Here is a 14090-nt window from a genome sequence, read left to right as displayed (position 1 = left end):
ACTATTTATTGGTTCGATACTCGTGCAATTTTTCCTTGTTCAATATACACAAGCAAAATGGAAACATCAGCTGGATTTACGCCAGAAATACGCGAAGCCTGCCCCATTGAAAGTGGACGAACATCTTTCAATTTCTGTCTCGCTTCTGAGGCAAGGCTAGAAATCGCATCATAATCAATATCCACAGGAATTTTTTTGTTTTCCATTTTCTTCATACGCTCTACTTGCTGTAAAGATTTTTCAATGTATCCTTCGTACTTAGTCTGAATTTCAACTTGTTCCGTAATTTCATCACTTAATGCTACTTCACTTGGTACTAAAAGATGAATATGCTCATATGTCATCTCTGGACGACGTAATAAGTCACTTGCACGTATTCCATCTTTCAATTCACTTCCGCCAATACTACGAATTAATTCTTGAACTTCAGGACGTGGTTTAATAATAATGCTCCCTAAACGTTCCTTTTCCTGTTCAATTTGTAACTTTTTATTTGTAAATCTCTCATAGCGATCTTCTTTAATTAAGCCAATTTCATGACCAACTTCAGTTAAACGAAGATCAGCATTATCGTGGCGTAATAATAGGCGATATTCTGCACGAGACGTTAATAAACGATATGGTTCATTTGTACCTTTCGTTACAAGGTCATCAATTAAGACACCAATATAAGCATCAGCACGACCTAAAATCACTTCTTTTTTACCTAAAGAACGACACGCTGCATTAATTCCAGCCATAAGCCCTTGTCCTGCTGCTTCTTCGTAACCAGAAGTTCCGTTAATTTGTCCTGCTGTATATAAATTTTTAATTTTTTTCGTTTCAAGTGTCGGCCATAATTGAGTTGGTACAATTGCATCATATTCAATTGCATAACCTGTACGCATCATTTCAACATTTTCTAGACCAGGGATTGTTCTAAGCATGTCACGTTGCACATCTTCTGGTAAACTTGTCGATAACCCTTGAACATATACCTCTTGTGTATTACGTCCTTCTGGCTCTAAGAAAATTTGATGACGTGGTTTATCATTAAATCTAACTACCTTGTCTTCAATTGAAGGGCAATATCTAGGCCCTGTTCCTTTAATCATACCAGAATACATAGCTGAGCGATGTAAGTTTTCATCTATTAAACGATGTGTTTCTGTACTTGTATACGTCAACCAACATGGAATTTGATCCATAATAAATTTTGTCGTTTCAAAAGAGAAAGCTCGTGGCTTGTCATCACCCGGCTGAATTTCTGTTTTACTGTAATCAATCGTATTACTATTTACACGCGGAGGCGTACCTGTTTTAAATCTAACAAGATCAAAGCCAAGTTCCTCTAAATGTTCAGATAAAGTAATAGATGGTTGCTGATTATTTGGACCGCTTGAATATTTTAAATCTCCCATAATAATCTCACCGCGTAAAAATGTTCCAGTTGTAATTACAACTGTTTTTGCTGTGTATTCAGCACCAGCTTGTGTAATTACCCCTTTACATACACCATCTTCAACGATTAAACGCTCTACCATTCCCTGGAACAACGTTAAGTTTGGTGTTTCTTCAATTGTTTTCTTTAATTCATGTTGGTAAGAGAATTTATCAGCTTGTGCACGAAGCGCACGTACAGCTGGTCCTTTACCCGTATTTAACATACGCATTTGAATATGTGTCTTATCAATATTGCGTCCCATTTCTCCGCCTAATGCATCAATTTCACGAACAACAATCCCTTTTGCTGGTCCACCAACAGAAGGGTTACATGGCATGAATGCTACCATATCTAAGTTAATTGTTAACATTAAGGTTTTTGAGCCCATTCGTGCTGCCGCAAGACCAGCTTCACATCCTGCATGACCTGCACCGATTACTATGACATCGTATGAACCGGCATTGTATCCCATTGTTTATTCCTCCTAATAATCTCTATCTTTCTAAAACGTTGCTTCGCTTTATTATTTTCCTAAACAAAACTGAGAGAATAACTGGTCAATTAGGCTTTCATGGACGGTATCACCAGTAATTTCACCAAGTATTTCCCACGTTCTTGTTAAATCAATTTGTACCATATCGATTGGAACACCATTTTCTATCGCTTCAATTGCATCTCCAATTGTCGTTCCTGCTTGTGTTAATAATCCAATATGTCTCGTGTTAGAAACATATGTCATATCTGCAGAATCAATTGCTCCTTCAAAGAATAAATCAGCTATCGCCTTTTCAAGCTCATCAATTCCTTGCTCCTCAATTAAAGACGTCGTAATAACACGATTGCCTGCAGCTAGCTCTGTAACACGTTCCATATCAATTTCTTGCGGTAAATCTGTCTTATTGACAATAATAATGAAGTCTTTTCCTTGTACGGCATGGAATAGTTCTTCATCTTCATTCGTTAAAGCTTCACTATAATTGACTACAACTAACACTAAATCGGCTTGGCTCATCATTTCTTTTGAACGCTCTACACCAATTCGTTCAACAACATCTTCCGTTTCACGAATACCAGCTGTATCTATAAGTTTAAGTGGTACACCGCGCACATTAACGTACTCTTCAATAACATCTCTCGTTGTTCCTGCAATATCAGTTACGATTGCCTTTTTCTCCTGAACGAGACTATTTAATAGCGATGATTTTCCAACGTTAGGTCTACCAATAATCGCAGTAGCAATTCCTTCACGTAAAATCTTTCCTTGCTTCGATGTCTCTAATATTTTTGCAATTTCAGCACGAACATGTGTAGCTTTCTCAATTAAAATATTATGCGTCATCTCTTCTACATCATCATATTCTGGGTAATCTATATTTACCTCAACATGGGCTAACGTTTCCAATATGTCTTGACGCAGGCGGCCAATTAATTTAGATAATCGCCCTTCCATTTGGTTGATTGCCACGTTCATAGCACGATCTGTTTTTGCACGGATTAAATCCATAACAGCTTCCGCTTGTGATAAATCAATACGCCCATTTAAAAAAGCACGTTTCGTAAATTCACCAGGCTCTGCCAAACGTACTCCTTGTGCCAAAATAAGTTGTAATACTTTATTTACCGAAACAAGTCCACCATGACAGTTGATTTCTACTATATTTTCACGCGTAAAAGTCCTAGGTGCACGCATAATCGATACCATAACTTCTTCAATTACTTGATTTGTATCTAAATCGACAATATGACCATAATGAATTGTATGAGAATCAACCTGTGTTAAATCTTTCCCTTTAAAAATGCGATCGACTTTCTCAATCGCATCATCACCACTTACTCGAACAATGGCAATTGCACCTTCCCCAAGAGCTGTGGAAATTGCGGCAATTGTATCAAATTCCATGTCCTTTCACCTCACTTGCTTATTTATCTCTATTTCAACATGATTTTTTTACGTCACTAAACTATTAGGATACCATAACGAACCTATCTGCAAAAGAATAATAACTCATTTTATTATGTCCTCATGTAAAAAACACTAAACTTATTAACAGTGGATAAGTTTAGTGTTTTTTTAGTTATCCACATCTATTTTCGCCTTAAAAAAACCGGCACTCAATTGAGTAACCGGTCACTTGGAAGATATTACAACATATCGATGTGGTTCTTTTCCTTCAGAAGTTGTAATGATATTTTGATGATTAGATAATGCTTGATGAATAATCTTTCGTTCAAAAGATGGCATAGGTTCCAACATAACTCTTTTTTTCGTACTTACTGCTTGTTTTGCTAGTCGATAAGAAAGCAATTCTAACGTATTTTTTCTTTTACTACGATAATTTTCAGCATCTAGTGTGATGCCAATATATTGCTTCGTATTACGATTTGCCACAAGTTTTGTTAAATACTGTAAAGAATTCAAGGTGTTTCCTCTTTTACCAATCAAAACACCTACGTTTTCACCAGAAATTGTAAATTCCACTTCGCGGCCTTTTACAACTTTTCTAATCTCAACTTCCACACCCATATTGCGAATAACATTTTCCAAATATTCTTCACACTCTTGGATGGGATCTTTCTTCACTACAACTTCTACTGTAGCAGGGCGATTCCAAAATAAACCTAGGAATCCCCTCTTACCCTCATCAATAATCTTTATATCTACTCGATCTTTTGAAACATTTAATTGTCTTAAAGCATCTTGTACTGCCAGCTCGACTGTTTGTCCTTTAGCAGTAATTATACTCACTTGCTTGATCCTCCTGCCTTACTAGCCTTAATTTCAGGCCCTTTGATCAAATACATTTGAGCAATACCAAAGATGTTACCAACTACCCAGTATAGTGATAATGCTGCTGGGAAGTTAATTGCAAAGACTAAAATCATGATTGGCATAAGCCAAATCATCATTGCCATTTGCGGGTTTTGTCCAGCCGTTCCTGCCATTGCAAGTTTTTGCTGAATAAAAGTCGTAATAGCCGCAACAATTGGAAGGATATAGTAAGGATCTGCCTGTCCTAAATCAAACCATAAGAATGTATGCTTACTAATTTCTGATGTTCTCATAATCGCATGATAAAACGCGAATAAAATAGGCATCTGAACAAAAATTGGTAAACATCCTGCTAATGGATTTACACCATTTTTTTGATATAACTGCATCATTTCTTGTTGTAATTTTTGCTGTGTTGCTTGATCTTTTGAGCTATATTTCTCTTTTAATTTTACCATTTCTGGTTGTAACGCTTGCATTGCCTTCGTACTCTTCGTTTGTTTGATCATTAATGGTAATAATGCAAAACGAATAATAAGAGTTGTAACCACAATTGCTAAGCCGTAATTACTACCAAATAAGTTTGCAAAATACGTGATTAACTGAGAAAGCGGGTATACGAAATATTCATTCCAAATCCCAGTACTTTTCGGTGTAATCGGCTGATTTGTTTCACTACAACCAGTAGCAATTGCCATTAACACAACAACCATGGCTATTAAACCTATTTTCTTTTTCAAAGCCTGCTCCTCCTTGTTTCGGTATGTATATAGTGTAATTCATTTCCTTACGCTACTTTTTTATTCTTTTCATACCAGAGCGTTTAAAGACATGAATTAAGCTTTTCTTTAACTCTTCATATGTCATCTCTGCACAAGGCTTCCTTGCTATTATAACAAAATCTTTTCCAGAATCTATCTCATCTTTTAATTCCATAATCGCTTGGCGAATCATACGCTTGATTCGATTACGAACTACTGCATTTCCTATTTTCTTACTAACGGAAAGGCCGATGCGAAAGTATGGCTGTTTTTCTTTATTTAATTGGTATACAACAAACTGACGATTAGCATTCGACTGTCCTTTTTGGAAAACAGCCTGAAATTCATCATTCTTTTTTATACGATTTTTTTTCTTCATATCAATTGACACTCCTGTATTTCATCAGCGGAAATTCATTATTATTAGAAAAAAAGACCACTGAACGATCAGTGGTCTACGCAGATAATACTTTTCTTCCTTTACGACGACGAGCTGCTAGCACTTTACGTCCGTTCGCTGTGCTCATACGGCTGCGGAAACCATGTACTTTGCTGCGCTTACGTTTATTTGGTTGGTAAGTTCTTTTCATTATATGACACCTCCCTGAGGAATATCTGTTAAAGACAGTCTAATAAATTATAGTAAATCAACTAGGAAAATGTCAATGGTTCTTGAAATTTTCATCAAATATTCATTTTGAACCTATTCACAGACTTTTTCACAGCCCCTATATTTCCTTGTGGATAAATATATTTTCTCTTTTTTTGTATCCACAAACTCTTTTTTTACTTTTACACAGTATATCGTGTTGTGGACAAGTTTATTCCACAAGGTATTGATTTTGTGGATAACTTTCTTAAATTCATTGCTATAGCTACTGTTTTTTGATATTATAGTTGTGTTTTCACTTTGAATAAGTTTTCCACATCTTTATTTTATCCACAATTTGTGCATAACATGTGGACAGTTTAAATCACATGTGGGTAAATAGTTGTCCACATTTGTTTTTTTGTCGAAAACTCTATCTCGGATACAAACAACGTTTTTATATTTTAAAATACGTTTCGTATAAATATGCATTTAAAATATTTACGGGTTGTACAATTGTTGCGCAACCTTATTCTTTTACCATCTTTGTAAAGGAGGGACACCTTTGGAAAATATCTCTGATTTATGGAATAGTGCCTTGAAAGACTTAGAAAAAAAGGTAAGTAAGCCAAGTTATGAAACATGGTTAAAATCAACAACCGCTCATAACTTGAAAAAAGATGTACTAACTATTACAGCTCCAAATGAATTTGCTCGTGACTGGCTAGAATCCCATTATTCAGAACTCATTTCGGAAACACTTTATGATTTAACAGGGGCAAAACTAGCTATTCGTTTTATTATTCCCCAAAGTCAGGCGGAAGAGGATATAGATCTTCCTCCTATTAAAAAAAATCGAGCACAAGATGATTCTACTCATTTACCACAGAGCATGCTAAATCCAAAATATACATTTGATACATTTGTTATTGGCTCTGGTAATCGTTTTGCACATGCTGCTTCTTTAGCTGTAGCTGAAGCGCCAGCTAAAGCTTATAATCCGCTCTTTATTTATGGGGGCGTTGGACTTGGAAAAACACATTTAATGCACGCAATTGGGCATTATGTAATTGAACACAACCCGAATGCAAAAGTTGTATATTTATCATCTGAAAAATTCACAAATGAATTCATTAACTCAATTCGTGATAATAAAGCTGTCGATTTTCGTAATAAATATCGTAATGTAGATGTCTTATTGATAGATGATATTCAATTTCTTGCTGGAAAAGAACAAACACAGGAAGAATTCTTCCATACATTTAATGCGTTACATGAAGAAAGTAAACAAATTGTGATTTCAAGTGATAGACCACCAAAAGAAATCCCAACTTTAGAAGATCGCCTTCGTTCTCGCTTTGAATGGGGTTTAATTACGGATATTACGCCACCAGATTTAGAAACTAGAATTGCAATTTTACGTAAAAAAGCAAAAGCAGAAGGCCTTGATATACCAAATGAGGTTATGCTTTATATTGCAAATCAAATTGATTCTAACATTCGTGAGTTAGAAGGTGCACTTATTCGAGTTGTAGCTTATTCATCTTTAATTAATAAAGATATTAATGCTGATTTAGCAGCTGAAGCACTTAAAGGTATTATTCCAAACTCTATACCTAGAATTATTTCTATTTCTGATATTCAAAAGGCCGTTGGGGGCGTCTATCAAGTAAAATTAGAAGATTTCAAAGCAAAAAAACGTACAAAATCCGTTGCATTCCCTCGTCAAATTGCAATGTATTTATCACGCGAACTTACGGACTCATCTTTACCAAAAATAGGTGAAGAATTTGGTGGCCGCGATCATACAACAGTAATCCATGCTCACGAAAAAATTTCGAAGCTATTAAAAACGGATACTCAATTACAAAAACATGTCGAAGAAATTAATGATATTTTAAAGTAGTAGTAGCTGAATAGTGTGAATAACTTACCTTGTTTTACGCACAGTCTATCCACATGTAGATAGACTGTTTTTACATCTTTAAACGGGGTTATCCACATATCCACAGGCCCTATTACTATTACTACTACTTTTTTATCTTTATTAAATAAATAAAATCTTATACTTACCGGAGGTTTTTCGTTATGCGTTTTACAATACAAAAAGACTATCTTGTAAGAGGTGTACAAGATGTAATGAAGGCAGTTTCTTCTCGTACAACAATTCCAATTCTTACAGGAATTAAAGTTGTAGCAACTGAAGAAGGGGTTACTTTAACAGGTAGCGATGCAGATATCTCTATCGAATCATTTATCCCAGTCGAAGATGCTGGAAAAGAGGTTGTTGAAATTGAACAATCAGGAAGTATTGTTTTACAAGCAAAATATTTTAGTGAGATCGTAAAAAAATTACCTAAAGAAATTGTTGAAATTTCTGTGGAAAATCATTTTATGACAAAAATAAAATCTGGAAAATCAGAGTTTAATTTAAATGGTTTAGATTCAGCTGAATATCCGTTACTACCTCAGATTGAAGAACATCATGTATTTAAGATTCCAACAGATTTACTTAAACATATGATTAGACAAACGGTATTTGCAGTTTCAACTTCTGAAACAAGACCGATCTTGACAGGTGTAAACTGGAAAGTATATAATAGTGAGTTAACTTGTATTGCAACAGATAGTCACAGACTAGCACTTCGTAAAGCAAAAATTGAAGGGTATAATATTGCTGATGAATTTCAAGCCAATGTCGTTATTCCTGGTAAGAGCTTAAATGAATTAAGTAAAATCCTAGATGAATCTGAAGAAATGGTAGATATCGTTATTACGGAGTATCAAGTATTATTCCGTACAAAACATTTATTATTCTTCTCGAGATTGTTAGAAGGTAACTATCCAGATACAACACGTTTAATTCCAGCCGAGAGTAAGACAGATATTTTTGTGAATACAAAAGAATTTTTACAAGCAATTGATCGTGCTTCGCTATTAGCAAGAGATGGACGTAACAATGTTGTTAAATTATCGACATTAGAACAACAAATGCTTGAGATTTCTTCAAATTCACCAGAAATCGGAAAAGTAGTAGAAGAAGTTCAATGTGAAAACGTAGATGGAGAAGAATTAAAAATATCTTTTAGTGCAAAATATATGATGGACGCATTAAAAGCTTTAGATAGTACAGAAATTAAAATTAGCTTTACTGGGGCGATGAGGCCGTTTTTGATTCGTACAGTAAATGATGATTCCATCATCCAATTAATTTTACCGGTACGTACTTACTAAGTAAGGGTTGAGGGTTGCTAGTTTAAAGGTACTAGTGACCCTTATTTGATTTTAGGGTATTGCTTTCCTAATGCTAGTTTATTTAGTACAATGAAAGAATGAACACTTTCAGAAAGTGAGAGATTTTTATGAAAAGTATTAAAATTTCAACAGAATACATTACACTAGGACAATTTTTAAAGCTAGCCGATGTAATTGATATGGGCGGGGCTGTGAAATGGTTCTTACAAGAATATGAAGTGTACGTGAATCAAGAGCTTGAGAATAGAAGAGGTCGCAAGTTATATGCGAATGATATTATTGAAATTCCGGGAAGTGGAACTTTCCAAGTTCAGGCATAAAGGGGGATCCCTTTGTTTATTACAGAAATACAATTAAAAAACTATCGTAATTATGAAAAGTTAGAGCTTTCCTTTGAGGACAAGGTCAATGTAATTATTGGTGAAAATGCACAAGGGAAAACAAATTTGATGGAGGCCATTTACGTATTAGCGATGGCGAAATCTCATAGAACCTCTAATGATCGTGAACTTATTCGATGGGATGAGGATTACGGTCAAATCAAAGGTAGATTACAAAAAAGAAATAGTTCTTTGTCTTTAGAATTAAATATTTCCAAAAAAGGTAAAAAGGCAAAGCTAAATCAACTTGAACAACAAAAGTTAAGCCAATACATTGGTGAAATGAACGTTGTGATGTTTGCCCCAGAAGATTTAAATCTTGTAAAAGGAAGCCCTCAAGTAAGAAGACGCTTTTTAGATATGGAACTAGGACAAATAGCGCCCGTTTATTTGTACGAACTAAGCCAATATCAAAAAGTGCTCACGCAACGAAATCACTTGCTTAAAAAGATGCAAGGGAATAGTAAAAATGAGGAAACGATGTTGGATGTATTTACACTTCAACTCATTGAGCATGGTGCAAAAATATTGCGAAAACGTTTTGAGTTTTTGCATTTACTACAAGAATGGGCTGCGCCGATACATCGCGGGATAAGCAGGGGATTAGAGGAACTAGAAATCGTCTATAAACCAAGCCTAGATGTATCAGAATCAATGGATTTGTCGAAAATAAAAGAAGTATACTATGAAAGTTTTCAATCTGTGAAACAACGTGAAATTTTCCGTGGTACAACTTTAATTGGTCCTCATCGTGATGATTTACAATTCTTCGTTAATAGTAAAAATGTTCAAGTCTTTGGTTCGCAAGGACAACAACGAACGACCGCACTGTCCCTAAAATTAGCTGAAATTGAATTGATTTACTCAGAAGTTAAGGAATATCCTATTCTTTTATTGGATGATGTATTATCAGAATTGGATGATTATCGTCAATCACATCTGTTAAATACAATTCAAGGAAAAGTGCAAACATTTGTGACAACGACGAGTGTCGACGGAATTGAACACGAAACATTAAAAGAAGCGAAAACAATTCATGTAATGAACGGCACGGTAGATTGTGAAATGGACAGGGCATAATCCCTGTTTAAATGGAAAAGTAGGTGATCTTTGTGTCAATGGAACAAAAGCAGATGCAAGAAAATGCATATGATGAAAGTCAGATACAGGTACTTGAAGGACTAGAGGCAGTTCGGAAACGTCCGGGTATGTACATTGGTACTACAAGTGGAAAAGGACTTCACCACCTTGTATGGGAGATTGTCGATAATAGTATCGATGAAGCCTTAGCGGGGTATTGCGATGAAATCAACGTTAGTATTGAAGAAGATAATAGTATTCTTGTAACGGATAATGGACGTGGTATTCCAGTTGGTATACAAGAAAAAATGGGACGCCCTGCAGTAGAAGTTATCATGACTGTCCTTCACGCCGGAGGTAAATTTGGCGGTGGCGGTTATAAGGTTTCTGGTGGTTTACATGGTGTTGGTGCATCTGTTGTAAATGCCTTATCAACAGAACTAGAAGTATTTGTACATCGTGATGGAAAAATCCATTACCAAAAGTATGAAAGAGGTATTCCAGTTGCGGATTTAAAAGTCATCGGTGATACAGATAAAACTGGAACAATAACTCGCTTTAAGCCGGACCCAGAGATTTTTAAAGAGACGACAGAATATGAATTTGATACGTTAGCGACTCGTATGCGTGAGTTGGCATTTTTAAATCGTAATATTAAATTGACAATTGAAGATAAGCGTGAACATAAGCAAAAGAAAGAGTTTCACTATGAAGGTGGAATTAAATCATATGTTGAACATTTAAATCGTTCAAAACAACCAATTCATGAAGAACCTGTATATGTAGAAGGTTCAAAAGATGGCATTCAGGTTGAAGTTGCGCTTCAATATAACGAAGGATATACAAATCATATTTACTCATTTACAAATAATATTCATACGTATGAAGGTGGTACACATGAGGTAGGATTTAAAACTGCCCTAACACGTGTAATCAACGATTATGGTCGTAAAAATAATATTTTAAAAGATGCGGATAGTAATTTAACTGGTGAAGATGTTCGTGAAGGTCTAACGGCAATCGTATCAATTAAACATCCAAATCCACAATTTGAAGGACAAACGAAGACGAAACTTGGAAATAGTGAAGCGAGAACAATTACAGAGTCAGTATTCTCAGAGGCATTTGAAAAGTTCTTACTGGAAAATCCCAATGTTGCACGTAAAATTGTAGATAAAGGAACTATGGCAGCGCGTGCACGTGTAGCAGCTAAAAAGGCTCGTGAGTTAACTCGCCGAAAGAGTGCTTTAGAAGTTTCAAGTTTACCAGGGAAATTGGCAGACTGTTCTTCTAAAGATCCAGCAATTAGTGAGATTTATATCGTAGAGGGTGACTCTGCCGGTGGATCAGCGAAACAAGGGCGCGATCGTCACTTCCAAGCAATTTTACCACTTAAAGGTAAAATTATTAACGTTGAAAAGGCGCGATTAGATAAAATTTTATCTAACGATGAAGTGCGTACAATCATTACTGCTATTGGTACGAACATTGGTGGAGATTTCGATATTGAAAAGGCACGTTATCATAAGGTTATCATTATGACCGATGCCGACGTGGATGGTGCACATATTCGTACCCTATTATTAACGTTCTTCTATCGTTATATGCGTCAAATAATTGAGTGTGGTTATATCTATATTGCGCAGCCGCCATTGTTTAAAGTACAACAAGGTAAAAAAATTCAATATGCTTACAACGATAAAGAACTTGAAAAAATACTAGCTGAATTACCGGCACAACCTAAGCCTGGAATTCAGCGTTATAAAGGTCTAGGAGAAATGAATCCAACCCAGCTGTGGGAGACAACAATGGACCCAGAAGTACGTTCTTTACTTCAAGTTTCTCTTCAAGATGCGATTGAAGCAGATGAAACATTTGAAATCTTAATGGGAGATAAAGTAGAGCCACGTCGTAACTTTATCCAAGAAAATGCAAAATACGTGAAAAACCTTGATATTTAAATGAGTAATGACAGGAATCTAAGTATTCCTGTCTTCTACATATAAATCAATGTATGTGTAACGGAAATGTAAGAGGAGGTGCTCGTTAATGTCAGACAATCAACAACAAGCACGAATTCGAGAAATTAATATTAGTCATGAAATGCGTACCTCATTTTTAGATTATGCAATGAGTGTTATCGTATCTCGTGCATTACCAGATGTTCGTGATGGATTAAAGCCTGTGCATCGTAGGGTATTATATGCGATGAATGATTTAGGGATTACAGCTGATAAAGCGTATAAGAAATCAGCACGTATTGTCGGTGAAGTAATCGGTAAGTATCACCCGCACGGTGATGCAGCTGTTTATGAAACGATGGTACGTATGGCGCAAGATTTCAGTCAACGTTATATGCTTGTTGATGGGCATGGTAACTTTGGTTCTGTTGATGGTGATTCGGCAGCAGCAATGCGTTATACAGAAGCAAGAATGTCTAAGATTTCTATGGAATTAATACGTGATATTTCAAAAAATACGATTGATTACCAAGATAACTATGATGGTTCTGAAAGAGAGCCAATTGTATTGCCAGCGCGTTTCCCTAATTTATTAGTGAATGGTACGACGGGTATTGCAGTTGGTATGGCAACAAACATTCCGCCGCATCAACTTGGTGAAGTAATTGATGGCGTATTGGCACTAAGCCATAATCCTGAAATTACTATTGCGGAATTAATGGAGTTTATTCCAGGACCGGATTTTCCGACAGCAGGTTTAATTTTGGGACGAAGTGGGATTCGAAGAGCATATGAAACCGGTAGAGGCTCTATTATGCTTCGAGCTAAAGTTGAAATTGAAGAGAAGTCAAATGGTAAACAATCTATTCTCGTAACTGAACTACCTTATCAAGTTAATAAGGCGCGATTAATTGAAAAAATTGCAGAATTAGTTCGTGATAAGAAAATTGAAGGTATTACGGATTTACGTGATGAGTCAGATCGAAACGGTATGCGTATTGTTATGGAAGTACGTCGTGATGCCAATGCCAATGTACTATTAAATAATCTATATAAACATACAGCACTTCAAACAAGTTTCGGTATTAATATGTTGTCTCTTGTAAATGGAGAGCCACAAGTATTGAATTTAAAACAAAATTTATATCATTACTTGGAGCATCAGAAGGTAGTAATTCGTCGACGTACTGCTTATGAATTAGAAAAAGCAGAGGCGCGTGCTCATATTTTAGAAGGATTACGAATTGCTCTAGATCATCTTGATGAAGTTATTACGTTAATCCGTAGTTCGAAAACAGCAGATATTGCAAAGCAAGGCTTAATGGAACGTTTCGGTTTAAGTGAGAAACAAGCACAAGCGATTTTAGATATGCGTCTGCAACGTTTAACAGGATTAGAACGTGAAAAAATTGAGCAAGAATATCAAGAGTTAATGAAGTTAATCGCTGAATTACAAGCAATCTTAGCAGATGAAGAGAAAGTTCTTGAGATTATTCGTGAAGAATTAACGGAAGTAAAAGAGCGCTTCAATGATAAGAGACGAACGGAAATTACAATTGGCGGTATGGAATTTATTGAAGATGAAGATTTGATTCCAGAGCAAAACATTGCAATTACGTTAACTCATAACGGTTATATTAAGAGGTTACCAGCTTCTACGTACAAAACGCAGAACCGTGGTGGGCGTGGTGTGCAAGGAATGGGAACGAATGATGATGATTTCGTAGAGCATCTATTGACTACTTCTACACATGATCATATTTTATTCTTCACTAATAAGGGTAAAGTATACCGTACGAAAGGATATGAAATCCCAGAGTATAGCCGTACAGCAAAAGGTATACCGATTATTAACCTATTAGGTGTAGATA

12 protein-coding genes (1 of these 12 cut by a window edge) are annotated in these 14090 nt (G+C 35.7%); 6 read left to right on the top strand and 6 right to left on the bottom strand.

The window, feature by feature from the left end:
* Nucleotides 1–5: 5 nt before the first annotated feature.
* From mnmG to rpmH, 6 genes are all read right to left on the bottom strand, one after another.
* Nucleotides 6–1895 carry a tRNA uridine-5-carboxymethylaminomethyl(34) synthesis enzyme MnmG gene (gene mnmG, locus CDB3_RS00445; RefSeq protein WP_128853195.1) on the bottom strand — a complete coding sequence of 630 codons (1890 nt, stop codon included), beginning with the start codon at nucleotides 1893–1895 and terminating at the stop codon, nucleotides 6–8.
* A gap of 51 nt (nucleotides 1896–1946) precedes the next feature.
* Nucleotides 1947–3323 carry a tRNA uridine-5-carboxymethylaminomethyl(34) synthesis GTPase MnmE gene (gene mnmE / locus CDB3_RS00440; RefSeq protein ID WP_128853194.1) on the bottom strand — a complete coding sequence of 459 codons (1377 nt, stop codon included), beginning with the start codon at nucleotides 3321–3323 and terminating at the stop codon, nucleotides 1947–1949.
* A 228-nt stretch (nucleotides 3324–3551) separates the two neighbouring features.
* Nucleotides 3552–4169, bottom strand: coding sequence for an RNA-binding cell elongation regulator Jag/EloR (gene jag, locus CDB3_RS00435; protein WP_128853193.1), 618 nt, complete (start codon nucleotides 4167–4169; stop codon nucleotides 3552–3554).
* Entirely contained in the window at nucleotides 4166–4933 is a 768-nt protein-coding gene (gene spoIIIJ, locus CDB3_RS00430) for a YidC family membrane integrase SpoIIIJ (RefSeq protein WP_000726756.1), read from the bottom strand. The genes jag and spoIIIJ overlap by 4 nt, the downstream gene beginning before the upstream one ends.
* A gap of 52 nt (nucleotides 4934–4985) precedes the next feature.
* Nucleotides 4986–5333: a ribonuclease P protein component gene (gene rnpA / locus CDB3_RS00425; protein WP_000728888.1), complete on the bottom strand. Its 348-nt coding sequence runs from the start codon at nucleotides 5331–5333 to the stop codon at nucleotides 4986–4988.
* A 76-nt stretch (nucleotides 5334–5409) separates the two neighbouring features.
* On the bottom strand, nucleotides 5410–5544 hold the full coding sequence (gene rpmH / locus CDB3_RS00420) for a 50S ribosomal protein L34 (protein WP_000831901.1): 135 nt from the start codon (nucleotides 5542–5544) through the stop codon (nucleotides 5410–5412).
* Between the two features lie 564 nt (nucleotides 5545–6108).
* Between rpmH and dnaA the strand changes: the two genes are divergently transcribed.
* The 6 genes from dnaA to gyrA form a co-directional block, all read left to right on the top strand.
* Nucleotides 6109–7449 carry a chromosomal replication initiator protein DnaA gene (gene dnaA / locus CDB3_RS00415; RefSeq protein WP_128853192.1) on the top strand — a complete coding sequence of 447 codons (1341 nt, stop codon included), beginning with the start codon at nucleotides 6109–6111 and terminating at the stop codon, nucleotides 7447–7449.
* A gap of 182 nt (nucleotides 7450–7631) precedes the next feature.
* Nucleotides 7632–8777 carry a DNA polymerase III subunit beta gene (dnaN, locus tag CDB3_RS00410; RefSeq protein ID WP_001212881.1) on the top strand — a complete coding sequence of 382 codons (1146 nt, stop codon included), beginning with the start codon at nucleotides 7632–7634 and terminating at the stop codon, nucleotides 8775–8777.
* Between the two features lie 128 nt (nucleotides 8778–8905).
* Nucleotides 8906–9118 carry a S4 domain-containing protein YaaA gene (gene yaaA / locus CDB3_RS00405; RefSeq protein WP_128853191.1) on the top strand — a complete coding sequence of 71 codons (213 nt, stop codon included), beginning with the start codon at nucleotides 8906–8908 and terminating at the stop codon, nucleotides 9116–9118.
* 12 nt (nucleotides 9119–9130) lie between these two features.
* Nucleotides 9131–10258, top strand: a complete 1128-nt coding sequence (gene recF, locus CDB3_RS00400) for a DNA replication/repair protein RecF (RefSeq protein ID WP_000470960.1) — start codon at nucleotides 9131–9133, stop codon at nucleotides 10256–10258.
* Between the two features lie 38 nt (nucleotides 10259–10296).
* Nucleotides 10297–12219, top strand: coding sequence for a DNA topoisomerase (ATP-hydrolyzing) subunit B (gyrB, locus tag CDB3_RS00395; protein WP_128853190.1), 1923 nt, complete (start codon nucleotides 10297–10299; stop codon nucleotides 12217–12219).
* A gap of 88 nt (nucleotides 12220–12307) precedes the next feature.
* A protein-coding gene (gyrA, locus tag CDB3_RS00390; protein ID WP_128853189.1) for a DNA gyrase subunit A crosses the window boundary here: on the top strand, nucleotides 12308–14090 show its 5' portion. The gene runs 689 nt beyond the window's last position; only the first 1783 of its 2472 coding nucleotides appear in the window; the start codon lies at nucleotides 12308–12310; its stop codon lies off the right edge, out of view.

It is taken from the genome of Bacillus sp. CDB3 (genome assembly GCF_002081505.1).
GTDB lineage: Bacteria > Bacillota > Bacilli > Bacillales > Bacillaceae_G > Bacillus_A > Bacillus_A cereus_AT.
Note: the sequence above shows the minus strand (reverse complement) of the source record. Positions and strands in the feature narration are given on the sequence as shown.

What these genes read in the sequence shown, in the direction of transcription:
- mnmG (WP_128853195.1), bottom strand. Translation starts at nt 1,895, where the DNA reads ATGGGATACAATGCCGGTTCATACGATGTCATAGTAATCGGTGCAGGT.
- mnmE (WP_128853194.1), bottom strand. Translation starts at nt 3,323, where the DNA reads ATGGAATTTGATACAATTGCCGCAATTTCCACAGCTCTTGGGGAAGGT.
- rnpA (WP_000728888.1), bottom strand. Translation starts at nt 5,333, where the DNA reads ATGAAGAAAAAAAATCGTATAAAAAAGAATGATGAATTTCAGGCTGTT.
- rpmH (WP_000831901.1), bottom strand. Translation starts at nt 5,544, where the DNA reads ATGAAAAGAACTTACCAACCAAATAAACGTAAGCGCAGCAAAGTACAT.
- dnaN (WP_001212881.1), top strand. Translation starts at nt 7,632, where the DNA reads ATGCGTTTTACAATACAAAAAGACTATCTTGTAAGAGGTGTACAAGAT.
- yaaA (WP_128853191.1), top strand. Translation starts at nt 8,906, where the DNA reads ATGAAAAGTATTAAAATTTCAACAGAATACATTACACTAGGACAATTT.
- gyrB (WP_128853190.1), top strand. Translation starts at nt 10,297, where the DNA reads ATGGAACAAAAGCAGATGCAAGAAAATGCATATGATGAAAGTCAGATA.